Origin of the sequence: Lactiplantibacillus dongliensis (assembly GCF_005405105.1) — a bacterium.
GTDB classification, from domain to species: Bacteria; Bacillota; Bacilli; order Lactobacillales; family Lactobacillaceae; genus Lactiplantibacillus; species Lactiplantibacillus dongliensis.
The window spans coordinates 1-26,343 of the sequence record NZ_BJDK01000028.1; the positions used below are offsets into that span (position 1 = coordinate 1).

Below are 26,343 nucleotides of genomic sequence, written 5' to 3' on the forward strand. Positions count from 1 at the left end.
TCATGTCTATTTTTATACAGTAAAGTCCCGGCAAGCCGGGGCTTTACTGTACATTATTAACTTTCAACCTTTAGTTAGTGTAATATAACGTCCCATTCGACGAATATTCCGCCGTACGCATCGAAACAGACTTCCCTTTATAGCTCCCTTTGATGCCATAATAATTCTTAGCGGTCTTGGATAAGGTACTCTTACCCCAGCCACTTTCAACAATCGCTTGTGCGACCATCACGGACCCATATAGTTTGTACTTTTGCGAAACTTTCAACGCGTTGGGGCCTAACTTGTTAATAAAACTAGTCTGCGTCGAAGCAGCGACCCGCGGCGTTCCCATCCAGCCAACTAGGGTCACCAAAATGATTAATCCCAAAAGGAACTGTTTAACGATTTTATTTTTTGAGACTTGCTTAATCATAAATTGCCAACTCCAATATGTATTTTTGAACTCAATTCGTATTATGCCGGAACTGGCCGGGAGTTTCAAGTGTTTAAACCTTGGTAAATCAACGTTTGTAACCTGACACCCGTGTTAACTAGCGCCTGATACCCTAAGTTTGCAATTAGGTTACAGTTCTGTGACAATTGCCATTTAGCAGGTATGTTAAAAAATACACAATCTATCCATGTAATCGTTCGCATTCTGGTGAGATTTGAAATATACTGGAAGTGGACGGCTGACCGTTCAAGGCATATTTTTGGAGTGGTGAATTGTTATGAAAATTATCGAGCATCAAGCAAATGGGATTAATTATTATACCCTGGTCAATAATTATCATATGAGTGTGACGATTATGGATTGGGGCGCAACTGTCACCGCAATCCGCACCCATGATAAAGACGGCCAATACGCCAATGTGGTTTTAGGCTTTGATAAGGGTGAGGATTACATCAACTACCGGTCCTTTTTCGGCGCCAGCATCGTCCGGGTGGCGGGCATCATTAAAAATGCCAAATGGCGTAACTATGAATTAACACAAAATTTTGGTGAGCATCATTTGAATGGCGGCAATATGCCGCAGATTGCATTTGAGCCCTGGTTCCTAGAACGTAAGCTCCAGACCAAAGACCAAGTGGGCCTCGTCATGCAATATATTACGTTAGATGGTGAAAATGGCTACCCGGGAACGATGACCATCACCGCCGATTTTATTTTGGATAACCATGGTAAGTTCACCATTAGTTATACCGGTAAGAGTGATAAAACCACCCTCTTCAATCCGGCTAACCACAGTTACTTCAACCTGAGTGGTAATGCGGAACGCCTGATTGATCATCAAATTTTAAAAATTAACGCCGATGAATATTCAAGTCTGAATAAACACAATCTACCCACTGGCAAGCTGCCATGGGTCACTGACTCACCTTTTGATTTCCGTGACCGGACCGAGATTGGCCCACAAATCGCTAAGATCAAAGGCGGGCTGCGGCACGGCTTCGTGCTAAACCACACCCCTCACCCACAAGTTGAACTATTAGATCGTGTCAGCGGCCGAAAAATGACCATGCGGACAAACGCTAAAGCCATCGTGGTCTCTAGTGCCACTAATTATCGCGATGACCGCTACAAACTCAACGGTGGCCAGCCGATGCGCTCACAACTTGGTATCTCGCTACAAGCCCAAACGTTACCTGACGCCATTCATCACAAGGAATTTGGCAATATTATCATTAAACCGAATGTCCCCGTCACTTATCAAACAGCTTATCAATTCTCGAATATTTATGACGTTTAAGCGTACCAAACTCAAAAGTGACCCTATTGAACGTTCCAAGCTGGAATGTTCAGTAGAGTCACTTTTTAATTGCTTAACAGCCACCGCCGATGCCACCAATACCACCGAACATTACTGGTAAAAAGCTTAGTCCAACCGCGATATTGCGTTTGCGCATTTCATCAGCGTCAATCTTGCCGGCCTTCACATCGGCCTGCAATTCACGATAGATGGCCATCACCGGTTCCGGTACCCGATGATTATGAATGTAATACTTTGAAATATCATGTGTTAAATTAGTAATCACATCTAAATACGGTTTATCATTATTCAAATCCGTCGCATTAGTCAATAACAGCTTTTGCATCGCCGTGTCATTGTCAGCTAATGCCGCCGTGTAAGCAGCACTCAACTGATCAGTCAACGTCGCAACTAACGCGTCATTCGTTGCTTGATCCATTGCTGTATCCCCCAATCGTGTTACGACTACCTCAAAACTTGACTTTGGATTGTGTTTAAGACGCCGTCATGTTCATTATCCCACGCCGTCACATGCGCCGCAACTGCTCGGACACTAGCGTCAGCATTAGCCATCGCATAACTATGCGTGGCAAAGCGCAACAACGGTACATCATTATCACCGTCACCAAACGCCATCACTTCGGTTGGTGCCACTTGCCAACGCTGCATTAACCACTGCACGGCGGGAAGCTTACCAACACCGGTATTCACAATATCAACTACCCCATAGCCACTATCATGCGCTTTTAATCGGCCAGCCAATAACGTATTCAAATCAGTCACCAGTTGTGCTGCTTGGTCGGGTAGCGTTGAGACACTGATCTTTTTGATCTGGTCATCAACCTGGGCTAGATCTGGTACTTGTTGCAAGTTATCATAAAACTTTGCTGCCGCCTCAAGTAACGCTTGGGGGGCACCAACTTCTGTATACGATCCCTTAGCACCAACCAAGATCAAATAAGCCCCATCAAAGACCGGTTGATGGCGATCCACCGTTACAAATTGCTCAAGTTGAGCTGCCGACAAACTGCCATCGAACAATTGTTGATCCTGGCTAAAAATTGAAGCCCCATTTTCAGCAACCATCACCAAGTTATCGGCAGTAACGTCCGCAAATAGTTGCTTCAAATGCTCATACTGATTGCCTGATGACAAGACCAGCTTAATATCACGTGCGGCCAAAGCCGTCAGTGTTTGTTGTAATAAGTCGCGATTATAACGCTGGTCAGCGTGTAAAAGCGTGCCATTCAAGTCCGTTGCGATTAATTTAATTGCCATTTTGGGGAAACTCCTTTAATTTCTAATATGCTGTTTGTGCTTATTGGATGCGTCTTTCCAATCTGGTTGGTCTGGATCGACGCCGAAACGTGCTGTTTGTGTCTAGACTAAATATATGGTAACTCCTGATTTGAACACATTCATAACTAATCACTCAACCAGAATAGATGCGCAAAACAGGTTCTCTTCAACGTTAGCTCGTCTAACTAACGCTGGTCCAACCAGAGTGGCAACTTCAACCAACTTAAAAATAATGCCATAACTATTATTATGCACCAAAAAAGGAACCACCGCTATTAACGATGATTCCTTCTGACGACCTGACGCCGTGCCCACACTTGCGTAATCAGGTCTTATTTCAATTTATTCGACCGTCACACTCTTAGCTAAGTTCCGTGGTTTATCAACATCCAAGCCCTTATTCAAGCTGGTGTAATAAGCTAATAATTGACCAGGCACAACGCTCAAAAGTGCCGTCATCCGTTCATCAACCGTTGGCAAGACAATCGTATCGTCTGGCTTAGCGAGTGCATCCGTCACGATGGTAATCGTCTTAGCGCCCCGCGCTTCAACTTCTTGCAAGTTAGAACGGGTTAACCCAGCCGTATTTTGTTGGGTGATAATCCCAATAACTGGTGTATCTTTTTCAATTAAAGCAATCGTCCCATGCTTCAATTCCCCCGAAGCGAACCCTTCAGCCTGAACATATGAGATTTCCTTAAGCTTCAACGCTGTTTCCAATGAAACCGCGTAATCTAAGCCCCGGCCAATGTAGAAAGCATTTGGCGTCTTCAATAAGTCCGCTTTAGCCAACTTATCGAAAGTCGCTTTTTCATCGACTAATGCCTGCATCCCATTAGCAACCAATGCTAATTGTTGTTTAACATCAAAGCCCTTAGCGGCTGGTTGATCATCAGCTTCGCCTAACGCTTTCGCTAAAATGGCTTGCAATGCAATCTGAGCCGTATAAGCTTTCGTTGACGCCACCGCAATTTCGGGACCCGCATGTAATAACAACGTGTAAGTCGCTTCACGAGACAACGTTGAATTTGGAACGTTGGTAATCGTTAAGCTTGGGAATTTTTGTTCATTGACATTCAACAAAACTTCTCGACTATCAGCCGTTTCGCCGGATTGCGTTAAGAAGATGAAGAATGGCTTCTTAGATAACAACGGTTGGTTATAAGCAAATTCAGAAGAAACATGGACTTCAGTTGGCACATTAGCTAAGGATTCAAATAACCGGGCACCAACTAAACCAGCATGGTAACTCGTCCCCGCAGCCACGATGTATAACCGATCAGCTGCCTTCAATGCGTCTAATAATTCGGCATTAATCACCGGCTGACCGTCATCGTTCAAGTAAACTTGTGATAACTTCCGCATTACGTTGGGTTGTTCATCGATTTCCTTCAACATGTAGAAGGGATACGTCCCTTTGTCAGCTTGGGCAGCATCAATATCTACATGGAACGTGTCGCGTTCGACCGCATTACCTTGTTGATCAGTGATTTTGATTTCGTCAGGCTTAACGACTACGATTTCGCCATCATGCAATTCCAAGTAATCCTTGGTTTGATCAAGCATCGCTAAACTATCAGAACAAACGACATTAAAGCCATCGCCAACCCCAATTAATAACGGACTCTTGTTTTTAGCCACGTATAAAGTATCTGGCGCTTCTTTATCCATTAATAGGAACCCATATGAAGAATGGCCTAATAAGCTCAAAGTCTTCCGGAAAGCGGCTAAGGTATCTAACCCTTCCTTCGTCACAAACCGGTCAACGAGTTGCACAATCACTTCAGTATCAGTTTGTGACGTAAATTCAACATCACTTAAATAATCATTTTTTAAATCTTGGAAGTTTTCAATCACACCATTGTGGACCAAGTAGAAGCGGCCATCCGCTGAAACTTGGGGATGCGCATTAGCGACACTTGGTTCCCCATGAGTCGCCCAACGTGTATGACCAATTCCAGTTGAGCCTTGAACGTTAGCGCCAACTTCTTTACGTAAGTCATCGATCCGGCCTTTTTCTTTAACTAAATAGTCTTGGCCATTTTGATCATTAACATAAATACCGGCTGAATCGTAACCCCGGTATTCCAATTTTTCCAAACCATTCAATAAAATCGATACGGCACTATCTTTACCAGTTACTCCAACAATTCCACACATAAGTTATAATCTTCCTTTACTGTTTTGAATTGTTTCTAGCTGCGTGATGGCTATCTCTGTCACTAATCTTACGACTAGTTTTTGTAAGCCACCTGTAGAGTGCAGTCCCTGATGTCACCCGTCGATTGTCGATAAACATCATCCTCGTCAACTTTAGAATCTAAAGTCCTGGCGCTATTCCGCTTTAACCAATTATGAATTGGTCTAGATTAACCTCCGATTGGTATATTTCCTAGAAACAGTATTACTTTAACGTTGTAAGCGTAAAATGTCAACTGTATTCGTTATTGGTATGCGTCTAATTATTGATGTATACCAATTTAAAAAGCACGTCAATCCTATGATTGACGTGCTTTTTTAAGAATCATCGTTTTATTAAGGTTAAATCAGTTTGTTCGGCGAGTCGCCAATGGGCTAGGAACAAGCTACTAGTTGTTAAGGTTTGGTTAAATACGGTTGGTGTGTTGCCTGCCGAAACGTGTTCAGCCCAACTGCGCCCTCCGCTTGCTATGCCAGGTCAACGACTCGGAAAACCACCGAGTAATTGACCTGGCTAGGCAATGCTCAGGCGCAACCCGTTGGTCTTCACACTCTTACTGAAACGCGTTCATTTGGGCTGAGGATTCCGCTTGCTACGTCAGTCAACCATACGGAAAATCACCGTATCGTTGACTGACTAGGCAATGCTCACCCTCAAACCGCCCTCATTCACACTCTAACACTCTAGGCTGTAACCCCAACTTCATCCTTAACCACAGCCACGATCCGGTCAACATAAGCGCTAACCAATTCATCAGTCTTAGCTTCAGCCATAACCCGGAGTAAGTCCTGGGTCCCTGAAGGACGAACCAAGACCCGACCGTCACCAGCCATTTCCGTTTCAACTTCAGCAATAACGGCCTTAATCTTATCGTTGTTTAAAGCGGCTTTCTTATCTTGAACTTTAACGTTGACCAACTTTTGTGGATAAGTGGTTACTTCGCCCGCTAATTCAGACAACTTCTTGCCGGTTTCTTTCATCACATGTAACAACTGAATCCCCGTTAACATCCCGTCACCAGTCGTATTAAAGTCTAAGAAGACCACGTGACCAGATTGTTCGCCACCGAGATTAAAGCCGTCTTTCAACATTTCTTCAACGACATAGCGGTCACCAACTTGGGTTTGTTCACTGTGCAAGCCGGCTGTTTCTAAAGCTTTATATAAGCCTAAGTTACTCATAACCGTTGTGACAACCGTATCTTGCTTGAGCTTACCGCGTTCGCTTAAGAACTTCCCACAGATATACATGATCTTGTCACCGTCGATAATGTTTCCTAATTCATCAACCGCGATACACCGGTCGCCGTCGCCGTCAAAGGCCAACCCAACTTGGGCACCCTTTTCAACAACAAACTTTGATAAGGCTTCGGGATGCGTTGAGCCGACCCCTTTGTTGATGTTCAAACCATCGGGAGAAGTTGCCATGGTTTCAAAGTCCACGTTTAAATCAGCGAAGATCCGGGAAACCAAGTTACTGGTTGAGCCATTCGCCCCATCAACTGCCAAGTGAATCCCACTTAAGTCATCGGGAATCGTTTGTTCTAGGAATTGAGAATACTTTAAATTACCTTCTGGAAAGTCTGCAACGGTCCCTAACCCTTCAGCGGCTGGTCGTGGCAAATCATCAGTTGGTTGTTCGAGTAAAGTTTCGATTTCTTCTTCCTTGGCATCGGACAACTTGAAGCCGTCGCCACCAAAGAACTTAATCCCATTATCTTCAACGGGGTTATGTGATGCTGAGATCATGACCCCGGCATCGGCATCTTGAATCCGCACTAAATAAGCGACCCCAGGAGTGGTGATGACGCCTAAGCGTAGCACTTCAATTCCAGCTGAAAGTAAACCGGCAATTAAAGCTTCTTCTAACATTTGACCAGAAATCCGCGTATCACGTGCCACTAAGACCCGTGGTTGGGCCTCTTTATCTTCCGCATGTTCCGTTAAGACATAACCACCGGCCCGGCCTAACTTAAACGCTAATTCAGGCGTTAACCCAGAGTTAGCAATCCCACGGACACCATCAGTACCAAAATATTTCATCGTTTCTTTACCTCATTTCAAAATTTTCAATCATTTTTAACGGTTATTTTAACTTTAATCGAAGATGGACTAACTGAAGCGACCCCATCTTCATCGCTGGATGATAGATCCACCGTCTTGGTCGTTGACGTTGTCACATCCGTTACATCCACATCCACGGCCAATTTATCTAACTTCGCTAACGCCGCTTTCGTTCCCGTAACCGTCACTTGTTTCGTATCGGTCGCAAACGAATAACTCGTATCAGCTTCCGTCTTGCCACTCGCCTTTAAGTCGACGGCGACTTTTTTCGTATCAGTCGCTTGCTTAATGGGAATATACACGGAAGTCGTCGACGGTGTCAAGACCACGTTCAGGGTTTGACCATTGGCATCTAAGGCCTCAATCATGGCTTGCTGGTTCACCGACCTCGTTAAGTTTTTCTCCGTATTCACTACCGCAACCACTTTAGCCACTTTGCTGACTTCATTGACGGCCCCAGTGACTTTAACCGAAGACGTCCCTAAGCGTGGCGTACCAACTTCATAGCCTGATTCCACGTTACTCTTGTTGAAATCAGCACTAACTTTGTAGTTGGCCGTTCGCCGCGGTTGAATATTGACTTGGATATACTTTTGACTTAATGAGTAGCTCAATTCTTTGTTTAAGCCATCAACTTGAATCTTCACACTATGCCGCCCGACCGATAACCCGGACAGATTCGCGTAGACTTTAAAATTTTGGGTATTCGCGGTCGTCGTCACTAAGGCCGCGGGACCCGCAATCTTCACTTTGATTTTTTCCGGATAACCGGTCACAAAGTACTTGGTACTATTGACATTTAATTCCAGCGGCGCACTGATACTAACGCTCCGGTTGGAAGTCGCGGTCGTCGATGAACTGTTTGTTAACAAACTACTCGTATGATTTGCTTTACTGGAATTTACATAAGCAAATAACACCAGCGCACATAATAGTGCTAGCAGTCGCATCGACCAAGCACTATTCATAAACTTTTTCATTTACGCGGCCCCCCTCCAAAGATTCGAGCAAACCAACTTTGAATGGCGTTTTGTTGGGTCGCATCTTCAGGCGTTAAGAGCACTTGACGGAAATAACGCAAATAATTCTCGCGCGTCATGCCCCGCATCAACTCGTTATCCTTCGTAATCGACACTTCGCCGGTTTCTTCCGAGATCACAATCGTCAGGGCATCGGTTACTTCACTAATACCGACAGCCGCGCGATGCCGGGTCCCCAATTCTTTGGGAATCAGGTTGCTTTCAGACAATGGTAGATAAGCTGCGGCCACCTTGATTTGATTATCTTGGATAATGACCGCACCGTCATGTAACGGCGTATTCGGAATGAAAATGTTGATTAACAATTCACCCGTAATATCGGCATCCAGCGCGATCCCCGTCTCGATATAATCTTCTAGACCAGTATCCATCTTGATGGACATCAGCGCCCCAATCCGACGTTTTGCCATATACTGGATGGCTTTATCCAGCTCTTTAATCATCCGTTCTTCGTCTTCATTTTGCCGCTTACCACGCACAAACATCGACCCTCGGCCCAGATGCTCTAGGCCCCGCCGAATTTCGGGCTGGAAAATGATGACCATCGCAATGACCGCCCAGTTAATCACTTGGTCCATGATCCAAGAAACCGTATCTAGACCAATCACCACACTTAGAAACTTAACAATGGCAATCACAATGATGCCACGGAATAGCTGGACTGCTTTGGTCCCCCGTAGCAAGACGATCAGTTCGTAAATAACGAACCAGACGACCAGAATATCAAGGAGCCGCACCAAATTGGCAATGGTGAGCCAGTCGCTCCAATTGAAGTTCATACTCCCCCTCCTTACGAAAATGTTTTACTTTCACATTATAGCACGGGCAACCCCTAGCGTTGCGTCAATTCATGAGATGACTAAAAAAACTCGGGTAGGATAATGATTGGCGCTAATTGGACTAAAATTGCCACTCTAGTTAGACCAGCATTAGCTGGAACGTGGTGGCCGCGTTTTTGAGCCAATGCTGACCCGCCCGTCGTTAATAAACGCCATCAATCTGCTTAACCTAAGCATAATTGACAACTTGTTCTACATAAAACCATACCAATGATAATCACTTATTGGCAAATTTGACGCTTTTATTTCAATTCAGCTAAAAAATAACTTGAATAAATATTAAGGATACTGTTATTTAATATAGATTAGCTTATATTTCTGGTAAACTAATAGTGAAAGTGTGGTGATCAAATGACTCGTCTTCAGCGCTGGCTGATCCGGCTGATTTATTGGCTGTTTATCGGTTTCGCAGCGCTTTCAATCCATGGTGCGTTTTCATTTTTATTGTTAAATACGACGCTGGCTTACATTCCGATTGAACTCAGCTTTTGGCTGACTGATCGGCGTTCGGCCTTCATGTTTTGGTTACTGGCAATCATTTGGTTGCTCTTCTATCCGAACGCGCCGTATCTGATGACGGACCTCTTCCATTTGAGTTTATTGAATCCGTATGCGGTAAACGGCTTGTTGAAGTTCGACTTAGCCATGTGGCGCGATTTTGCGTACTTAGTTGGTCCAACGATGGTCTCGGTCATTGTTGGCACCTTTAGTGTCGATCAGCTTGCTGGTGAATTCCAACGGCGCCTGCACCTCACTAAGTTGCCAGGCGGTCGGCTACTAATCAGTACCTTACTCTTCCTATTTGCTGCGATTGGTGTCTATGTTGGGCGGTTCTTACGCCTACATTCAATCTACTTGCTGATTACACCGCAATACATTATTAAACAATTAATCGATATGTGGTCCTTAAAGATGCTCGCCTTTGTCCTGATTATCTGGGGCTTGCAACTACTGATTTACGTCGTTTGGCGCTTTACCCTAGCTGCCGCTAAAACCACTGTCTCTAAATAAAAAGGCTTTGACTAACCAAATTTTTGGCTGTCAAAGTCTTTATTTTGTTATTGTCTTAGCTCATGAGATTGAAATTACCGCCTACCGGTTAATTTCTAAAATGGCTGGTGAACAAATTAACGACCATTGATAACTACTCGGGCATTAGCGGCGGGCGGCCCAGAATTGGCTCAGTGGTGTCGTTTATCTTAGTCGTGGTTTTCGACTTAGATAAAGCCCGACTTTCGAGACCGCATTATGGCTCGAAAACGTGGCCACCACGTTCCAGCCAATTCTGGTCCAACCAGTGACACCTTAATCCAACTAGCACCAAGCGTATCCTTATTTAATGGCCTCAACGGTAACCTCAAATGGTTGCCCGTACTTGGCACCGGTTGTGTCAGCAAATTCAGTTGGTAATTGATAGCCGCTTGGCAAATGGTTGGCAATAAACATCCCGAGACTTTCATGCACGGTATCGGTCCCAGCAACTGGCTGACCAGCTTTAGGCTGCCAATCAGTCGTCGTAAAGGTTTGCGTCTGACCAACTGTTTGACCGTTGGCGCGATAAACGATGTCAACACTGTTATCCTTTGATGGAATACCTTCCGTTAAGTCAACTTTCAGCCCACCAAACGTTGATTCTGTCCCTTGATAGCCTTGGCCAGCATAGACCCAGCCTTCGACCGGCCCAGCTTCGGTTCCACCTGCCACGTGATAGTACAAACTGCCCTCGCGCGTTTTAATCTCCGCACCAAAGACTTCGAATAACGTATCTTCCGTGACTGCCTTGGTATCCACCTTGGTTGCCTTATATTGGGTATATTTTGGATCGACCCATAGCGTATTCTTATGCATATTCGCTAATTGATAATGCGTGATTTTACTTGGTAAAGCAACTTTCTTAGTTGTCTTGACCCGCTTAATCCCGCCAGCAAACACGTCAGCATCGCGGCCACCATAGATATAGCCACGATAACGACCATCCATACTGACTACTTTATAATAAACCGAGCCGCGATTCGTTTGGGCCACCCGATAAGCCCGAAAATAATCCGTTGATTTTTTAGACGCCGCTAACTGTTGCATCTGGTCTTTGCTCGCAATGAGCTTAGCGCCCTTTACCGTTCCCGGTTTACTATAGAGCGCATTCGTCCCAGTGACGGTCATATTTCGATTATACCCTGCAGTTTTTAGCGTCACATTACTAACAATCGTTGCCTGCCCCGCAGCTTTGACTGGCTGGCTTTCAGCAGCGACACCCAGACTGGTCACGGCAACACCTACAGCTAATGCCGTTTTAATTGATTCATTCATTTTGTTATTTCCTCCAGCAACACCTTTATTTAGACTAACTTCAGTATAACAGGTAACGTTTGGGTAGCGCTTTAAATTCAGGTTAAGAAACAAACCGGTAAGTGGCCATTCAACTAGCACTTATTTTGACCATAAAAAATGAGCTTGAGGATTTGAAAGCCTCAAACTCATTGGTTTTTATTTTTAATTAGTTGAAACGTGTTCAGCCCGACTACCAGTGCTGGCTACTAGGTAATGCTCACTGGCAACCCAGCGACCCTCACACTCTTGGATCACTGTACCCGGCATGGGCACTCCGCTTATCATGCAAGCCGCTAAACCCGCTAAAGCCCATCGTAGTGGCTTTCTTTTCCGCATCGGTAATATAACGCAGCGTATCATTCGCTCGCTTCTCACCGTACACTTGCAGCCATTGATGGAATCGCTTGTTAGAGGCATCGTTGATGGCTTGTTCTACTTTTAGACCAGTTGGGGTCAATGACAGATACTTAATCCGGCGATCCTTAGTGTTGGTCGTCTGATCAATATACTTCAAATCCAACAACACGTTAATTTGCCGCGCAATTGCACTTCTTGAGACCCGTTGTTCGTTGGCAATCTTAACCAGCGTTAACGGTTCCTCACTCGTCGCAATCATCTGCATCACAATGTAAGCTTCAAACGTAATCTTATACGGCCGTGTTGGCACGGATACAAAATCACCGATGTACTTCAAAATATGCATATAAGTTTCAACGAATTGATCATGGATTTCTGTTTCTGTCATTGTTTATCCCCCCGCATGGTTTAAAAACCAAAATAATCCCGTTCAAAGCTCCCAATTAATTGCCAGTTCTAATTGTTCACTATCAATACTATTCTAACCTAATTATAACCGAGAACTATTACATTGCAATAAGTAAATTAATTATTCCTCATCACTTTCGCCATCATTGATCATAATTAAATTTTCAGAGTAATTAATGAATTGACGTAACCGAGCGGCGGTTCGTAGGCTGATTTGCCCACTTTCAACTAAGTGCTGCACCCCCGCACGTTCAGCCCCTAAACTTTTGATTCGCAGCGCTTGTACCTGACGTTCATAATCATCTCGCGACAGACTGTGCCCTGGCTTGGCACTTTCAATTCGATTTCGATAATGCACGATCAAATGATACAATGCTTGCCGGTCAAACTGCTGCTCATTGACGTTAGCCTGTTTCAAATACTGTGACAACGCCTTAATAGCCGCTTTCGAGGCAACCCGTTGAATGGTCAACTGTTCAGCCCGTAATCGGTCACTGTCACCGGGTGCTAGCCACATGCGCAATCCTTGCATCCCTCGGCTAAACATCAATCGCAATGAACGTAACGTTGGCAGTCCTGGCTTATGCGCGGCTTGTGACAACCGTTGTTCGCGCCGATCAATCCGGCGCAAGTAAGCTTGAATACTCAACTTCGACACCTCATGCTCAGCTAACATCGCTTTAACCGCTTGACGTTCACCAGCTAAAGCCACTAATCGTAACTGCATCTCATCAGTCAGCATCGGTTGTAATTCATCTTCCGTTTGTGAAGCCACTTCTAACCGACGAATTTGAAATTGCTGATCTAAGATCAAATCATATGCCGCCCGTTGATTAGCTGGTCGCCGATGTTCTTCAATATTTTGCACCGCTAACCGCAAGACATAGATCCGTGCTTGCTTGTAAGTAATCTTTTGCGGGGTCTCGTCATCCGCCAACTCGTCGTCGATTGAATCCCCGACAATGACCGCATCGTCTTCATCTAGACTGGACCCCCGGGTAACAAATGGTAAAGATTTCGCCGCCATAAATGGTAAAATCCCCGCCGCCGCAATCAGACTAACCACAATCACGCCCGCCGCAATAAAGAGGACTAGCGCACGTTCTGGAAAAGCATCGCCAGTCGCAATCACCGTTGGAATCGTAAAGACCCCGGCCATCGTAATCGCACCACGAACCCCTGACAAACCAGAGAGTGTCGCAGTTCGCAGACTTGGTTTGGACTTTGTCCGATCTCGCAGCCGCATCATCAGCATATAACCATACGTCCAAGCCACGCGAATTAAGAGTAGGATTCCCCAAACAATCAAGACATCAAATAACGCGTGCAGCGTATTGGTATGACTCCCTTCAATCGTGGCTTTCGTGGCCAACGGGAGTTCAATACCAAGAATCAAGAAGATAATCCCATTCAATAAGTAAACAATAATATTCCAGACTTTTTCCGTAACTAGCCGTAATTCTGGCGCATCTTCAATTTCGTGAGAATTTTGAATATGGCCTAAAACCCCAGCAGCCACCACGGCGACCACGCCAGAAGCATGGAACCATTCTTCAGCGATAAAGTAAATCGCAAATGGCGTCATAATTTGTAGCACCACATTAAAGACCATGTCATTAATGCCTTCTCGCCGTAAGACATCACGAATAAGCTGAATAATCGTCATCAACGCCAGGCCAACTGCTAAGCCAACCAGACTAATATAAAAGAAATCGCCGACTGCGCGTCCCAAGACAAACGTCCCAGTAACCGCAGCCGCCAACGCATACTTGAACCCAATCAAGCCACTGGCATCATTAATCAGGCTTTCGCCACTGACCAGATGTAAAATTTCTTTTGGTAATTTGACCCCTTCTGAAATCGACTGCACCGCCACGGGGTCGGTTGGCGAGAGAATGGCGGCCAGTGCAATACTGACGGCCAATGGAATCGTTGGAATGAGGACGTGAATCAAAAAGCCCCCTAAAATGGTGGTGATAAACACGAGCACGATTGCATTCGCAAAGATCGCCCCGCGCAGTTCCCACAATTCTTGCTTGGGGAACTGTCTGCCATCGTTGTACAGCATCGGCGCAATGAAGGCTAGCATAAACCAGTCCGTTTGCAGTTCAACCCGTACATTTAATAATAAAGCCACCCCTAGGCCCAGCCCGACTTGAATCAAACTGACCGGGATTGCGACTAGATAGTGGCTTAACACATTCGACAGCAGCACCAGACATGCCAATAAAATAACTAATTCAATCAGTGGCATCTAAGTGTTGCATCTCCTTCTGGTTCTATTTAGTTAGGCATCTTCCCCGATGATCCGAACTTCGGTCTCGAGGTGAACGCCAAATTTTTCAAAAACAACGGCTTGGATATGGTGAATCATGTCCATATAATCAGTGGCCGTTGCATGGTCGACATTAATAATGAATCCGGCATGCTTCTTGGACACTTCCGCGCCACCCATGCGCGTGCCTTGCAGACCAGCATCATGGATTAGTTTACCAGTAAAGTAGCCTGTTGGTCGCTTAAAAACACTCCCGCAAGACGGCCATTCCAGCGGCTGTTTGGAGGCCCGCAAGAAGTTCAATTCATCCATGCGCGCTTGGATCTTTGTCTGATCACCCGGCGTTAAGTTAAACGTTGCTGAAACAACGGTATCATTGTAATCTTGAATTGTACTGTGCCGATAACCAAAGTCTAACGCTTCATTAGAGAGCGTCTTGAGCTGACCGTCGCGCGTTAAGACGGTCACTTCTTCTACAACTTCGCTGATTTCACCGCCATATGCACCGGCATTCATAAAGACGGCCCCGCCGACGCTACCAGGGATGCCAGCAGCAAATTCTAAACCGCTCAGACTCGCCTGGCAGGCAGCTTTGGTCGCCGCAATCATTGCAGCTCCGGCTTCGGCCACGACCCGCGTCTCACTAGCGTGGATTTGATTCATCTTCGTTAAAATAATCGTTAAACCGCGAATGCCGCCATCCTTAACAATCAAATTACTGGCGTTGCCAATTACCGTTAATGGCATGTCACGATCGTTCGCAAAGTCAATCAGACTTTTAGTTTCGCTAATCGATTTGGGAAAGGCGACGTAATCGGCCGGACCCCCGGTTTTCGTATTCGTATAATGACTAAGCGATTCGTCTTTTTTTATTTCAATGGCTGGAAACGTGGCCAACACATCTTGGGTCATAAGTGAGGTTCCTTTCGTCTTTCAAATTGGTCAATTTTGGGTGCCGCAATCAACCGTTCAAACTAGCTAATCTTTATTATAAAACTAGCTGCATGATTAATCACAAAGTAAGCGTTTTACTACTCAAAATTTTATCTATTTAGCATTCAAATCAAAAATAAACGGCTGATGTTCAACTTACTTTTAGTCACTAAATCAGTATACTACAAAACCATCCTTGTGAATAATCTTTCAATCCAACCAGGGACGCCCCCAACTAACCGCAACTATTGCTTAATCATAGCACGTTTCAATCGCTTAATAAATGACGGCACACCGCATGGCTCGTAATCGCACTGGTCGGGTCAACCGGATTAGGACCATGCGTCGCAACAGCGGTTAAGAACGCTCGAATCAGTGGTGCAAAGCCACGTTTCTCTAGTGTCGGCGTCCAATCTGGGAAGGCTGTCGTTTGCGTTTGCGCTGTTTTAAAACTCGTCAACGTGTTCAAATTGGTGACCATCGCCCGTTGAGTCGTCGCTTGGACCGTCGTCTGCTCCAAGTTGACGCCGCCATACATATTCGTCACGACTTGTAATTGTTCATGCGCCGTTTGCGCTGAGAAGTAGCCTTGTTCCAAACGGCCATCTTCGGTCGCCACGATGCGGCCATCCGTCTCCATCAGCGGTTCATCTAATAGAAATAACCCAGTATCGACCGTATGGATCATCAAATCAAAGACCGCATCTTCCACCAACTGGCCACCCGTTTCACGGACTTTTTCTGCAAAAATCAAGCGTTTATCCGGCAACGCTTTTAACTGCTGATTACAGGGTGCAAACCGCCGATTGAAGCCACAGGTTAGTAACAAATGCCGGGCAGCTGCTAAGTCGTACAAGCTTTGGACCGCCGATAAATCCGTTGCCACTGGCTTATCCACATAGACATTAATATCATGCAACAATAATTGCTTAATGATTGCGGCATGTGTCGCTGTCGGTGTGTGCACAAACACGGCAGCCGGCTTAGCAGCAATTAACTCATCCAAATTAGCATGCGTATGGGTAAACCCATATTCAGCCGCCAATTTAGCACGCTTTTCTGGATTACGGGTCGTCAAGTGAAACTCATATTGATCCTGCATCGCTGCCATCACTGGCAAGTACGCCTTTTGCGCAATATTGCCTAATCCTAAAACCCCAATTTTTAACATGATTTCCTCCATCTATTTAACCGCCGAATGCGGTACAATTAATTTATTAGCATGATCGTCAAACCTAGTTGGCTTGTCCACTGCCACTCTGGTTGGGCCAGAATCGGCTGGAACGTGGTGGCCGCGTTTGTAAGCCAAAGTTCGGTCTTACAAGCCGGGCTTTGACTAGGACCGGGAAGAACACCCGCTCCAAGTCAAACGACACCACTGAGCCAATTCTGGCCCGCCCGACGTTAGCTAGTCGGTAATTATCAATTGATATTTCAAGTCATAACTTTAGCCGAGAGGTTGGGTCCTAAAATACTCAGCCGTGTCGTTGGCCTTAGTGCAGGCGATTTTCCTGGACTTAGGCCAAGGCCAGTTTTAAAGACCGATTTTTGGCTTTAAAATGGCCCATGGCGTTCCAGTATTTTAGGACCCAACCGGCAGGCGGCAATTCCAACTAACAGTTAACATTTTAAAATTACCCTATATTCGAAAGGATGGTCCACTATATGAAATTTATTTCTTGGAACGTCAATGGCTTGCGAGCCGCTGTGAAGCATGGCTTCTTAGATCGCTTTAACCAATTTGATACTGATTTTATTGGGATTCAAGAAACCAAGCTGCAAGCCGGTCAAATCGACCTTGACCTCCCCGGCTACTATCAATATTGGAATTACGCCGAACGTAAAGGCTATTCCGGCACCGCCATTTTCACCAAGCATCAGCCCAATGCCGTCACTTATGGCATTGGCGTCCCTGAATTGGATACCGAAGGCCGGGTCATTACACTGGAGTATGACCATTTTTACTTTGTCACCTGCTACACCCCCAACTCTGGTGGTGAGCTAAAACGACTCGATTACCGTCAAACTTGGGAAGATGCCTTTTTAGCCTACATCAACCGTTTAGATGCCAATAAACCGGTCATCTTCTGTGGTGACCTCAATGTGGCCCATGAAAATATTGATTTAAAAAATTGGCGTAGCAATCATCACAGTGCTGGTTTCACCGATGAAGAACGGGCTAAGTTCAATACCCTACTTAGCAACGGTTATACCGACACGTTCCGGCACTTCTACCCCGATCAGACTGAAATCTATTCTTGGTGGAGCTATCGTGCCCAAGCTCGGGCTAATAATTCTGGTTGGCGGATTGATTACTTCATCACGTCCAATCGATTAGTCGACCGGTTGATCAATGCCCGCATTTTAACTACAGTTATGGGCTCTGATCACTGTCCAGTGGAACTCGATATTCGTCTTTAAGGCCAACCAAATTACTTTACAATGGGGCCAATTGCCCTTAGAATGACAATTAATTAAAATGACTCTATGAAATCAGGTGAACCTTTTGAACTTTGTTGCCATGGACTTCGAAACCGCTAGTGGTAAACGCGATAGCGCCTGCTCACTAGCCTTAACCATTGTCCGCAATAGCCAAGTTGTTGATGAATTTTACACCCTCATCAAACCGGAAACGGAATTTTTCTGGCGCAATATCCAAATTCATGGGATTCATGAAGCCGATGTCGCCGATGCCCCTAAGTTCCCGGAAGTTTGGCAGCATATTGAACCCTTTTTCCAGCGTGACCGGTTAGTCATCGCCCACAATGCCCCATTTGATACCGGTGTTTTACGGCAGACACTCGCACATTATGGCATTAGTGCCCCTGAATATCTGTCGATGGACACCGTCAAGACGAGTAAAAAATTCTACCCTGAATTGCCGAACCACAAACTAGATACAATGTGCCGCGCCCTCAACATTGACCTAGAACATCATCACAATGCGCTCGACGATAGTCTGGCTTGTGCTAACATCTTATTAGCCGAAGCCGCTAATTTTGGCCCAGAACGCTTGAAACCATTTGTGCGGGTTCAAGGCTAAAGGGACAATAATTCACCCATAAGCGAATCAGCTTAGCAAACTGGTAATGAATACAATCGCGTGAGGTCACCTACACAAGTTGACCTCACGTTTTTTCATCCATTTGATGTTAGCCCGCTTATGCTGGCCCACTTTAAAGTTCACAAGCTACCCTGACCTAAAACCGAGAACAATATTCACATCATCGTCAACAGCTAAACTAACTGATCAGTCATTAACGCCGGGCGGCCCAGAATTGGCTCAATGGTGTCGTTTATCTTAGCCGGTGATTTTCCGACTTAGATAAAGCCCGGCTTGCGAGACCGTACTTCGGCTCGCAAACGTGGCCACCACGTTCCAGCCAATTCTGGGCCAACCAAAGTGGCAAGCTAGCCCCAACTAACTGTCTTAAACCGGCAATACCATATCAATCGCACAGACTTTTTCACCAGTGGGATCAACCACTTGATATGCAGTCGGCGTCACTGATTTAAAGCCAAGTTGTTGATACAACTTAACGGCTCGCGTATTACGCGTTTGCACCGTTAAGAAAAGTTCCGCCAACGTACTGAAGTCACGTGCCCAAGTAATCAATTCTTCAACCAAAGCGGTACCCAAGCCATTGCCCCAGTATTGCTTTAGAACGGCCACACCAATCTCACCACGCGGCTTTAATAAATCTTCCGTGGCTTGCACGGTACCGACCCCAATCAATTGCTGATCTAAGACGGCTACAAAGATCGTATTAGTTGTCGTCCGCGTAATCTGTTCGATCTGTGCCCGTTCATCGGCTTCACTCAATTCCCCGAGACCGTCATCGACCGTAAACGTGTTTGATTCCGTTGCTAACTGCAGTAACAACGCTAATAATTGCGCCGCATCGGAAGCTTCCGCTGGGCGTACATCGACAACTTCAGCTGTCATGTTGCTCACCCCTCTAACGAATCCGCTAACTGTTGATAGTGTTCGCCATGGGCTTGAAGTGTGATCGTCCGGTCATCATCTTGATCACCAGAACGTTTGAGGGCAATCCGTAAATACGTCGTCGGTAACAATTCACTAATGAATTGTGACCATTCGACAACACTGACGCCATCACCATCAAAATACTCATCTAAGCCTAGATCTTCAGCGCCACCATCTTCCAGCCGATACACATCCATATGATACAGTGGCAGACGCCCTTGATGATATTCACGCACCAACGTAAAGGTTGGACTTTTAACATTACGGTCGATTCCTAAACTTTGGGCTAACCCTTTGGTAAACGTGGTCTTCCCCGCACCAAGGTCGCCGTCTAATAAGATTAAATCGCCTGGCTGGACCAATTTTCCAAGTTTGGCACCTAGTTGCATGGTTTCCGCCGGCGATGTGACTGTGATTGCATCCATAATTTATCCAAAATCCTCCATTCAAACTAACTCTTCTTATTATAGAAAAAACGGGCTAAACTTCAAAGTTCAAGCTCCGAAGTTTTTCCCGCTTAACAAACAAATTAGGCTTCTAACCCTTGAGCTGCGGTAATAATCGCAACTTTATAGACATCTTCTTCACTAGCGCCCCGTGATAAATCAGACACTGGCTTGTTCAAGCCTTGTAAGATTGGCCCAACCGCTTCAAAGCCACCGAAACGTTGTGCAATCTTGTAGCCGATGTTCCCGGATTGTAATTCTGGGAAGACAAAGACATTCGCGTGACCGGCCACTTTTGAACCCGGTGCTTTTTGCAAACCAACCTTTTCAACAAAGGCTGCATCGAATTGCATTTCACCATCAATCGCGACATCAGGCGCGGCTGCTTGCGCTTTAGCGGTGGCTTCTTGGACTTTAGTCACCATGTCACCCTTAGCTGACCCTTTTGTTGAGAAGCTCAACATGGCTACTTTAGGGTCAATATCAAAGACTTTGGCCGTAGCGGCACTTTGAGTCGCAATTTCAGCTAAAGTATCGGCATCTGGATCAATGTTGATGGCACAGTCCGCGAAGACGTAGCGTTCGTCACCTTTTTGCATGATGAACGCCCCACTAATACGATGTGAACCAGGCTTAGTCTTAATAATCTGTAAAGCGGGCCGAACCGTATCCCCAGTAGGGTGAACGGCGCCAGAAACCATCCCGTCTGCTTGCCCCATATACACGAGCATCGTCCCAAAATAGTTTTCATCTTCGAGCATCTTGGCAGCTTGTTCTGGGGTATTCTTCCCTTTGCGCCGCGCAACTAACGCATCCAGCATCGCTTGCTTGTCAGCAGCCGGATACGTGGCGGGATCTAATACTTGCACACCGGTTAAATCGGCCTTCAATTCTTTCGCAACCGCTTCAATTTTAGCGTTTGGCCCTAAAACGATTGGTTTTACTAAGCCATCGGCCGCTAGTCGAGCCGCCGCACCGACGATCCGCGGTTCAGTCCCTTCAGGGAAGACGATTGTTTGATTTTTACCAGTAATTTTCTGTGCTAATGCTGTAAATAAATCCATGTTGATGACCCTCCAATAAAGTTAAATTAATTTTTGAGACTAACGTGTTCTGGAAGCTGCCAATTAATCGGTTGTTCGCCAAAAGATTCTAAGGCAATGTTGGTCTTGGAAAATGGTTTGGAGCCAAAGAAACCGCGATAAGCTGATAACGGACTAGGATGTGGGGCTTGTAAAACCACATTCGTCTTGGTATCAATCAGCTTGATCTTAGAACGGGCAGCTTTGCCCCACAAGATAAAGACCACTGGCGTTGGCCGCGCTGATAACCGTTGGATGGCAACATCGGTCAACCGTTCCCAACCTTTGCCAGCATGTGAAAAGGCCACCCCATTTTGAACGGTCAAAACGGAGTTGAGCAACAAGACCCCTTGCTTAGCCCAAGCTTCCAGATAACCATGGTTAACGGGCGTACAGCCGACATCATCCTGTAATTCCTTATAAATGTTGACGAGTGACGGCGGGACTTGGACCCCGGGCATCACCGAAAAACTGAGACCATGCGCCTGATTGGGCCCATGATACGGATCTTGACCTAAAATCACAACCTTCGTATCAGCAAACGGCGTCCATTCAAAGGCCTGAAAAATGTGATACATATCGGGATGGATATTTTTAGTCCGATATTCAGATTTTAAAAAAGCATGTAATTGCTGGTAATAGGGCTGTTCGAATTCGGGTTCCAGCACGTCCCACCAATCAGTATGAATAAACGCTTTCATCCTTAACACCTCTTGATTTATTGTAGCATACTCAAAACCAGTAATGATAATAATTCTGAATTAGCTGACAAACATGTTAAAATGGTTTTATTAAGACAACTAAGGATGTGACATCATGATTTCGATTATTGCTTCTGACATGGATGGGACCTTGTTGAATAATGAAATGACGGTTTCTGACTTCAACGCCCAGGCCATTTTAAAAGCCCAGCAACAAGGCGTGCATTTCATCGTTTCAACTGGCCGCCGTTATTCCGAAGCCCAACCGTTGATTGCCGCGCAAGGAATCACGGCGCCCCTAATTACCTTGAACGGTGCCGAGGTGTATGACGCCTCCGGTAAGATGTTGGATATGGTTCCAATTACGAAGACCGTCTCACGGGCAATCTTCCACACCCTAACGTCGCAAGGCTACTACTTCGAAGTCGTGGGTACCGATGGGGTTTACTCTAACAACAAAGTTAAACGCATTGAAGAAATTGCCTACTTATTAACCAATCTTAATCCCGATACATCCTTTAAAATTGCGATTTCGTTAGCGTCCGCGCGCTTGGAATTGATGGATATTAACTACGTCGACGATTACAGTGACCTGCTGAACGATCCTAAAAAGCACATTATGAAGATTATCGCTTTTAGCCAAGCTGGACCCAAAAAACTACAGCCGCTTTCAGATGAACTGCTGGCTAAGCATTCGTCCATCAAGATTACATCTTCATCACGGTCAAACATTGAAATCAACAATATCAATGCGCAAAAAGGCATTGCCGTCGAACGCTATGCCAACATGTTGCATACGCCGATGAGTGACGTGATGGCGATTGGTGATAACAACAACGACGTCTCCATGCTCAAATTAGCTGGGACCAGCTACGCCATGGGTAATGCTTCCGTTGAAGTTAAACAATTGGCTAATCATTTAGCGGATACAAACGTTAACGATGGCGTTGGTAAGGCCATTTTGGAAGTACTCGCGCAACAATAGCTTACCGGGAAATGAGGGTTTGAAATGCGTAAATTATATTTCAGCCGCAACAGCTTCGCTAAAGGCGCTCGCATCGTCCGCGATGGTCATAACCAATCACACTACCTGCTCGTTGGCCGCTGGGGGCGCCGCCAAGACGCTTTAAGCCTCTACGCCATTCATGGCGAACTGCTTGCCGAAATTAAACAAACCTCACTCGGCCTTTTGCCGAAGTTTGATTTGTATTACAATCGCCAAAACGTCGGCTCGATTAGCAAGACGCTTGGCTTTTGGCATGAAATGATTTTCGTGCGCAAGCTCCGCTGGATTATTATGGGCAGCCTTAATTCTGAAAGCTACCGAATCTACCACGGCACGGAACTCGTCATGACGATGCGGCCAGTCGTCACCTCAAATGGCGAAGCCTTTGAATTAGCAATTACTGATGAAAATACGGAGCCACTCTGTATTTGTATCGCCGCCATCTTAGATCATTGGCAAAAGCCGACTAATCGCGAACAGTCGCGACTACCGAAAAGCGGCTACAACGTTACTTTTGGTGAAAGTAACTATACGTTACATCCGCATGCAAAATTACCATTACCGAAGTAATCAAAAAGTCACTCACAATGGTGGGTGACTTTTTTTGATGACTGGTCGTTGACGTGACAAGCCGTTGCGGTTGGTTTAAGCGCTGGTTTAACTTCATTGACTCAGATACCTTTACATGTAATGCACGTTGTTTAACGCCAGCAACGCTTTAAGCCGCCGTTCATTGTCCTCGTCCAACATGATTTCATTTTGCTGCAGGCACTTTGACACGCCAATCCCGATCCGTGTAATGACGTACAAATTCGATCCAGATCGCTGATCAATTAATTCTGTATAATAAGACGCCAATAACTGCCGTAATGGCTGATCGTGTTGGTCATCGAGATTGGCAACTAAATCGGCAATTAACCCCAAGGCGACCTCGGCGCGGTCATGACCGCTGGCATACCATTTCATTGCATTCATCTGCTGCTGACTCCCCTTATGGAACAGTACACTAAAGAATGACCGTTTCGGCTGAGGCGACGTTAATCCTAATAACTGGTCTGTCGTAACGCCAAATAACTGACTTAGCTGAACTAAGCTTTCTAGGTCTGGATAGCTGCGACCTAACTCCCACTTCGAAATTGTTTGTCGTGTCATTAAAAGATGCGTCGCCAAGTCTTGTTGTGACCATCCCCGTTGTGTGCGCTGTGCCTTGATATTTTTTCCAACTGACAGTTTCACTGTACCAGTCCCCCGTTTCATTCGAAACCCCAATGCCCGCCCGAATTCATTGCACCGACTAAAAGTAGGGCGCAATGTTTCGTTGCACCCTTATCCGGCAAGCATTTGATGACTAATCTAACACCTATTATACCCCACAAAAAAATGAGCTAAGTCATCGAACTTAACTCATTTTTGGATTACCTGCATTTACACATTAATCACTTTATTCAAGAAATCTTGTAACCGCGGACTCTTTGGATGGTCAAAGACATCATCCGGCTTGCCACTTTCTTGAATCAGCCCATCGGCCATAAAGACGACCCGATCAGCCACTTCTTTAGCAAACCCCATTTCATGGGTAACCACGATCATGGTCATCCCATCGGCCGCTAAGCGCTTCATGACATCCAAGACATCGCCGACCATCTCAGGATCAAGCGCTGATGTTGGTTCATCAAACAACATGATCTTGGGATTCATCGCTAAAGCCCGAGCAATCGCGACCCGTTGCTTTTGCCCACCAGATAAGGATTTCGGCATCGCATCGACCTTATCCGCTAACCCCACAACATCCAACAAATGACGCGCCGTCTTTTCAGCTTCGGCTTTAGATGCCTTCTTGAGCTGAATCGGTGCTAACGTGATATTTTGTAGGACGGATAAATGCGGGAATAGATTGAAATGTTGGAAGACCATGCCAATATTTTCACGCACTAAGTTGATATTCGTGCCCTTATCCGATAAATCATAACCACTAATAATAACTTGGCCTTGTGTTGGTAATTCCAAGTCGTTCAAGCACCGTAAAAAGGTACTCTTCCCGGAACCGGATGGCCCAATCATGCAAACGACTTCGTTATCTTCAACTTCAAGATTCAAGCCTTTTAGAACTTCATTGTCGCCATAACTTTTGTGTAAATCTTTAACCACAACTTTTGCCATGTTTAGTTCATCCTCCTTTGAACCCAATTAGATAACCAAGTCAATAAGGTAATCAAAATCAAGTAAATAATCGCAATCATTAACCAAATCTTGAACCCTTCAAAGTTCCGCGCAATGATCAATGTCCCAGTTTGTGTTAATTCAACGATCCCGATAACTGACAAGATTGACGTATCCTTCAAGGTAATGATGAACTGGTTGATAAATGAAGGAATCATGATCCGAATTCCTTGTGGCATGATGACTTTACGCATTGCCGTCCAGTATGGTAACCCTAATGAACGTGCAGCTTCCATCTGACCATCATCGACGGCTTTAAAGCCCCCTTTAACAAAGGCCCCGGTATACGCCCCTTCGTTCAGCATTAAGGTAATCATCCCGGCAATAAACGCCGGAATCTTGAAGCCATGCCCGATTAAATCAGGGAACCCGATGTAGATGAAGAACGCCAAAACCATTAACGGCATCCCCCGGAAAATATAAATAATCGTGCTAGAAATAGCGGGACCGATTTTACCAGGCATCACACCTAAGACCCCTAGAATCACACCCATAACGGTCGCTAAAATAATGGAAATAACCGTTAATTCCAGCGTCATCCATAACCCATTACCGATTGTCCCTAAGTTTTGCGTAAAGAGGCCGATAAAAGTTCGGCTGCTGGCCGTTTCACCAGTTAAGGATGCTTCACTAGAATGTAAATATTTATCAATAATTTTCTTATAAGTACCATCCGCTTTGATTGCGGCTAACCCGGCGTTAAATTTCTTTAACAACGCAGCATTTTTGCCCTTTTTAACGGCAAAACCATAGTCACCGGCTTCATATTGTTTTGATACAATCTTTAACGCAATCCCGTTTTTAATCCCATAAGACATAACCGGATAATCTTCAAAACAAGCGGCGGAATTACCAACTTTAACATCGTTGTACATGTTATTCGAGTCGTTGAAATACTTAATCTTGAATCCATACTTGCTTTCAATCGACTTCGCATAAGTTGCCCCGGCTGTCCCGGTCTTCAAAGCCACGGTCTTCCCTTTCAAATCTTTGAACGTTTTGACCTTACTATCCTTAGCAACGGCCATGACGACCCCGGATGTATAGTAAGCTTTAGAAAAATCAAACGTCTTTTGCCGTTCTGGTGTCACATTCATGCCGGCAATGACCCCATCAACTTGATTAGCACTCAATTGCTGGACGGCGGCCCCAAAACTGATTGCTTTTAATTTATAATTGATGTTTTCTTTTTTAGCAATCGCATTTAAAATATCAATATCAATACCTTTATATTTACCACCCTTAGCCTGGAATTCAAACGGGGCAAACGTGGTGTCCGTCGCGATGGTATATGTCTGCGCATGCGCAGTGGCTCCAAGTGAGAACCAACTGCCCAGTGCCGCCAATACCATGACAACAGCAACTTGCCATTTCTTCATGATGAGACCTCCTAATTCATTCTACCTCAACGGTATGTCATAAAAT

At 45.4% G+C, this 26,343-nt stretch carries 25 protein-coding genes; 6 read left to right on the forward strand and 19 right to left on the reverse strand.

Annotation, left to right across the window (positions count from 1 at the left end):
* Positions 1-70 precede the first annotated feature (70 nt).
* A complete protein-coding gene (locus FFM80_RS14640; RefSeq protein ID WP_171001084.1) occupies positions 71-415 on the reverse strand; it encodes a glucosaminidase domain-containing protein in 345 nt (114 codons plus the stop codon).
* Between the two features lie 298 nt (positions 416-713).
* Here FFM80_RS14640 and FFM80_RS10485 point away from each other — a divergent pair, with 298 nt between their 5' ends.
* Positions 714-1,733, forward strand: coding sequence for an aldose epimerase family protein (locus FFM80_RS10485; RefSeq protein ID WP_137640749.1), 1,020 nt, complete (start codon positions 714-716; stop codon positions 1,731-1,733).
* Between the two features lie 73 nt (positions 1,734-1,806).
* On the opposite strand, the gene FFM80_RS10490 is transcribed toward FFM80_RS10485, so the two are convergent.
* From FFM80_RS10490 to cdaA, 6 genes are all read right to left on the reverse strand, one after another.
* Positions 1,807-2,172: a bacteriocin immunity family protein gene (locus FFM80_RS10490; protein WP_137640750.1), complete on the reverse strand. Its 366-nt coding sequence runs from the start codon at positions 2,170-2,172 to the stop codon at positions 1,807-1,809.
* 26 nt (positions 2,173-2,198) lie between these two features.
* Positions 2,199-3,011: a Cof-type HAD-IIB family hydrolase gene (locus FFM80_RS10495; protein ID WP_137640751.1), complete on the reverse strand. Its 813-nt coding sequence runs from the start codon at positions 3,009-3,011 to the stop codon at positions 2,199-2,201.
* Positions 3,012-3,374: 363 nt separating this feature from the next.
* A complete protein-coding gene (gene glmS / locus FFM80_RS10500) occupies positions 3,375-5,192 on the reverse strand; it encodes a glutamine--fructose-6-phosphate transaminase (isomerizing) (RefSeq protein ID WP_137640752.1) in 1,818 nt (605 codons plus the stop codon).
* 723 nt (positions 5,193-5,915) lie between these two features.
* On the reverse strand, positions 5,916-7,274 hold the full coding sequence (glmM, locus tag FFM80_RS10505) for a phosphoglucosamine mutase (RefSeq protein WP_137640753.1): 1,359 nt from the start codon (positions 7,272-7,274) through the stop codon (positions 5,916-5,918).
* Positions 7,275-7,300: 26 nt separating this feature from the next.
* A complete protein-coding gene (locus tag FFM80_RS10510) occupies positions 7,301-8,275 on the reverse strand; it encodes a CdaR family protein (protein ID WP_137640754.1) in 975 nt (324 codons plus the stop codon).
* Positions 8,272-9,114 carry a diadenylate cyclase CdaA gene (cdaA, locus tag FFM80_RS10515; RefSeq protein WP_137634672.1) on the reverse strand — a complete coding sequence of 281 codons (843 nt, stop codon included), beginning with the start codon at positions 9,112-9,114 and terminating at the stop codon, positions 8,272-8,274. Before cdaA ends, FFM80_RS10510 begins: the two co-directional genes overlap by 4 nt.
* 411 nt (positions 9,115-9,525) lie before the next feature.
* Here cdaA and FFM80_RS10520 point away from each other — a divergent pair, with 411 nt between their 5' ends.
* Positions 9,526-10,185: a DUF1361 domain-containing protein gene (locus FFM80_RS10520; RefSeq protein ID WP_137640755.1), complete on the forward strand. Its 660-nt coding sequence runs from the start codon at positions 9,526-9,528 to the stop codon at positions 10,183-10,185.
* A 321-nt stretch (positions 10,186-10,506) separates the two neighbouring features.
* Here the strand turns inward: FFM80_RS10520 and FFM80_RS10525 are convergent, their stop codons facing one another.
* The 5 genes from FFM80_RS10525 to FFM80_RS10545 all read right to left on the reverse strand — a co-directional run bounded on the left by FFM80_RS10525 (position 10,507) and on the right by FFM80_RS10545 (position 16,646).
* Complete coding sequence (locus FFM80_RS10525) at positions 10,507-11,481, reverse strand: S-layer protein (RefSeq protein ID WP_137640756.1); 975 nt, start codon at positions 11,479-11,481, stop codon at positions 10,507-10,509.
* Between the two features lie 259 nt (positions 11,482-11,740).
* Positions 11,741-12,247 (reverse strand): MarR family winged helix-turn-helix transcriptional regulator, encoded by a 507-nt coding sequence (locus FFM80_RS10530; protein ID WP_137640757.1) that lies wholly within the window; start codon positions 12,245-12,247, stop codon positions 11,741-11,743.
* 141 nt (positions 12,248-12,388) lie between these two features.
* Positions 12,389-14,521, reverse strand: a complete 2,133-nt coding sequence (locus FFM80_RS10535) for a cation:proton antiporter (RefSeq protein WP_137640758.1) — start codon at positions 14,519-14,521, stop codon at positions 12,389-12,391.
* 33 nt (positions 14,522-14,554) lie between these two features.
* Entirely contained in the window at positions 14,555-15,454 is a 900-nt protein-coding gene (gene murB / locus FFM80_RS10540) for a UDP-N-acetylmuramate dehydrogenase (RefSeq protein WP_137640759.1), read from the reverse strand.
* Between the two features lie 289 nt (positions 15,455-15,743).
* Positions 15,744-16,646 carry a Gfo/Idh/MocA family protein gene (locus FFM80_RS10545; RefSeq protein WP_137640760.1) on the reverse strand — a complete coding sequence of 301 codons (903 nt, stop codon included), beginning with the start codon at positions 16,644-16,646 and terminating at the stop codon, positions 15,744-15,746.
* Positions 16,647-17,140: 494 nt separating this feature from the next.
* Between FFM80_RS10545 and FFM80_RS10550 the strand changes: the two genes are divergently transcribed.
* Positions 17,141-17,896 (forward strand): exodeoxyribonuclease III, encoded by a 756-nt coding sequence (locus FFM80_RS10550; protein WP_137640761.1) that lies wholly within the window; start codon positions 17,141-17,143, stop codon positions 17,894-17,896.
* Between the two features lie 85 nt (positions 17,897-17,981).
* Positions 17,982-18,518, forward strand: coding sequence for a 3'-5' exonuclease (locus FFM80_RS10555; protein WP_137634680.1), 537 nt, complete (start codon positions 17,982-17,984; stop codon positions 18,516-18,518).
* A gap of 387 nt (positions 18,519-18,905) precedes the next feature.
* Here FFM80_RS10555 and FFM80_RS10560 read toward each other — a convergent pair whose 3' ends face one another.
* From FFM80_RS10560 to FFM80_RS10575, 4 genes are all read right to left on the reverse strand, one after another.
* Positions 18,906-19,421, reverse strand: a complete 516-nt coding sequence (locus FFM80_RS10560; protein WP_137634681.1) for a GNAT family N-acetyltransferase — start codon at positions 19,419-19,421, stop codon at positions 18,906-18,908.
* A gap of 5 nt (positions 19,422-19,426) precedes the next feature.
* Positions 19,427-19,888 (reverse strand): tRNA (adenosine(37)-N6)-threonylcarbamoyltransferase complex ATPase subunit type 1 TsaE, encoded by a 462-nt coding sequence (gene tsaE / locus FFM80_RS10565; protein ID WP_137640762.1) that lies wholly within the window; start codon positions 19,886-19,888, stop codon positions 19,427-19,429.
* Positions 19,889-19,992: 104 nt separating this feature from the next.
* Positions 19,993-20,973, reverse strand: a complete 981-nt coding sequence (gene pta / locus FFM80_RS10570; protein ID WP_137640763.1) for a phosphate acetyltransferase — start codon at positions 20,971-20,973, stop codon at positions 19,993-19,995.
* Between the two features lie 26 nt (positions 20,974-20,999).
* Entirely contained in the window at positions 21,000-21,692 is a 693-nt protein-coding gene (locus FFM80_RS10575; RefSeq protein WP_137640764.1) for a uracil-DNA glycosylase, read from the reverse strand.
* 115 nt (positions 21,693-21,807) lie between these two features.
* On the opposite strand from FFM80_RS10575, the gene FFM80_RS10580 reads away from it, so the two are divergent.
* Positions 21,808-22,677, forward strand: coding sequence for a Cof-type HAD-IIB family hydrolase (locus tag FFM80_RS10580; RefSeq protein WP_137640765.1), 870 nt, complete (start codon positions 21,808-21,810; stop codon positions 22,675-22,677).
* Between the two features lie 24 nt (positions 22,678-22,701).
* On the forward strand, positions 22,702-23,268 hold the full coding sequence (locus FFM80_RS10585; protein WP_137640766.1) for an LURP-one-related/scramblase family protein: 567 nt from the start codon (positions 22,702-22,704) through the stop codon (positions 23,266-23,268).
* A 111-nt stretch (positions 23,269-23,379) separates the two neighbouring features.
* Here the strand turns inward: FFM80_RS10585 and FFM80_RS10590 are convergent, their stop codons facing one another.
* From FFM80_RS10590 to FFM80_RS10600, 3 genes are all read right to left on the reverse strand, one after another.
* Positions 23,380-23,934, reverse strand: coding sequence for a helix-turn-helix domain-containing protein (locus FFM80_RS10590; protein WP_137640767.1), 555 nt, complete (start codon positions 23,932-23,934; stop codon positions 23,380-23,382).
* Between the two features lie 189 nt (positions 23,935-24,123).
* A complete protein-coding gene (locus tag FFM80_RS10595) occupies positions 24,124-24,858 on the reverse strand; it encodes an amino acid ABC transporter ATP-binding protein (RefSeq protein WP_137640768.1) in 735 nt (244 codons plus the stop codon).
* Between the two features lie 2 nt (positions 24,859-24,860).
* Positions 24,861-26,297: an amino acid ABC transporter substrate-binding protein/permease gene (locus FFM80_RS10600; protein WP_137640769.1), complete on the reverse strand. Its 1,437-nt coding sequence runs from the start codon at positions 26,295-26,297 to the stop codon at positions 24,861-24,863.
* Between the last annotated feature and the right edge of the window lie 46 nt (positions 26,298-26,343).

Bases quoted from the DNA above. Each gene is read 5' to 3' on its own strand.
- FFM80_RS14640 (WP_171001084.1), bottom strand. From the start codon at position 415: ATGATTAAGCAAGTCTCAAAAAATAAAATCGTTAAACAGTTCCTTTTG.
- FFM80_RS10485 (WP_137640749.1), top strand. From the start codon at position 714: ATGAAAATTATCGAGCATCAAGCAAATGGGATTAATTATTATACCCTG.
- FFM80_RS10490 (WP_137640750.1), bottom strand. From the start codon at position 2,172: ATGGATCAAGCAACGAATGACGCGTTAGTTGCGACGTTGACTGATCAG.
- FFM80_RS10495 (WP_137640751.1), bottom strand. From the start codon at position 3,011: ATGGCAATTAAATTAATCGCAACGGACTTGAATGGCACGCTTTTACAC.
- glmS (WP_137640752.1), bottom strand. From the start codon at position 5,192: ATGTGTGGAATTGTTGGAGTAACTGGTAAAGATAGTGCCGTATCGATT.
- glmM (WP_137640753.1), bottom strand. From the start codon at position 7,274: ATGAAATATTTTGGTACTGATGGTGTCCGTGGGATTGCTAACTCTGGG.
- FFM80_RS10510 (WP_137640754.1), bottom strand. From the start codon at position 8,275: ATGAAAAAGTTTATGAATAGTGCTTGGTCGATGCGACTGCTAGCACTA.
- cdaA (WP_137634672.1), bottom strand. From the start codon at position 9,114: ATGAACTTCAATTGGAGCGACTGGCTCACCATTGCCAATTTGGTGCGG.
- FFM80_RS10520 (WP_137640755.1), top strand. From the start codon at position 9,526: ATGACTCGTCTTCAGCGCTGGCTGATCCGGCTGATTTATTGGCTGTTT.
- FFM80_RS10525 (WP_137640756.1), bottom strand. From the start codon at position 11,481: ATGAATGAATCAATTAAAACGGCATTAGCTGTAGGTGTTGCCGTGACC.
- FFM80_RS10530 (WP_137640757.1), bottom strand. From the start codon at position 12,247: ATGACAGAAACAGAAATCCATGATCAATTCGTTGAAACTTATATGCAT.
- FFM80_RS10535 (WP_137640758.1), bottom strand. From the start codon at position 14,521: ATGCCACTGATTGAATTAGTTATTTTATTGGCATGTCTGGTGCTGCTG.
- murB (WP_137640759.1), bottom strand. From the start codon at position 15,454: ATGACCCAAGATGTGTTGGCCACGTTTCCAGCCATTGAAATAAAAAAA.
- FFM80_RS10545 (WP_137640760.1), bottom strand. From the start codon at position 16,646: ATGTTAAAAATTGGGGTTTTAGGATTAGGCAATATTGCGCAAAAGGCG.
- FFM80_RS10550 (WP_137640761.1), top strand. From the start codon at position 17,141: ATGAAATTTATTTCTTGGAACGTCAATGGCTTGCGAGCCGCTGTGAAG.
- FFM80_RS10560 (WP_137634681.1), bottom strand. From the start codon at position 19,421: ATGACAGCTGAAGTTGTCGATGTACGCCCAGCGGAAGCTTCCGATGCG.
- tsaE (WP_137640762.1), bottom strand. From the start codon at position 19,888: ATGGATGCAATCACAGTCACATCGCCGGCGGAAACCATGCAACTAGGT.
- pta (WP_137640763.1), bottom strand. From the start codon at position 20,973: ATGGATTTATTTACAGCATTAGCACAGAAAATTACTGGTAAAAATCAA.
- FFM80_RS10575 (WP_137640764.1), bottom strand. From the start codon at position 21,692: ATGAAAGCGTTTATTCATACTGATTGGTGGGACGTGCTGGAACCCGAA.
- FFM80_RS10580 (WP_137640765.1), top strand. From the start codon at position 21,808: ATGATTTCGATTATTGCTTCTGACATGGATGGGACCTTGTTGAATAAT.
- FFM80_RS10585 (WP_137640766.1), top strand. From the start codon at position 22,702: ATGCGTAAATTATATTTCAGCCGCAACAGCTTCGCTAAAGGCGCTCGC.
- FFM80_RS10595 (WP_137640768.1), bottom strand. From the start codon at position 24,858: ATGGCAAAAGTTGTGGTTAAAGATTTACACAAAAGTTATGGCGACAAT.
- FFM80_RS10600 (WP_137640769.1), bottom strand. From the start codon at position 26,297: ATGAAGAAATGGCAAGTTGCTGTTGTCATGGTATTGGCGGCACTGGGC.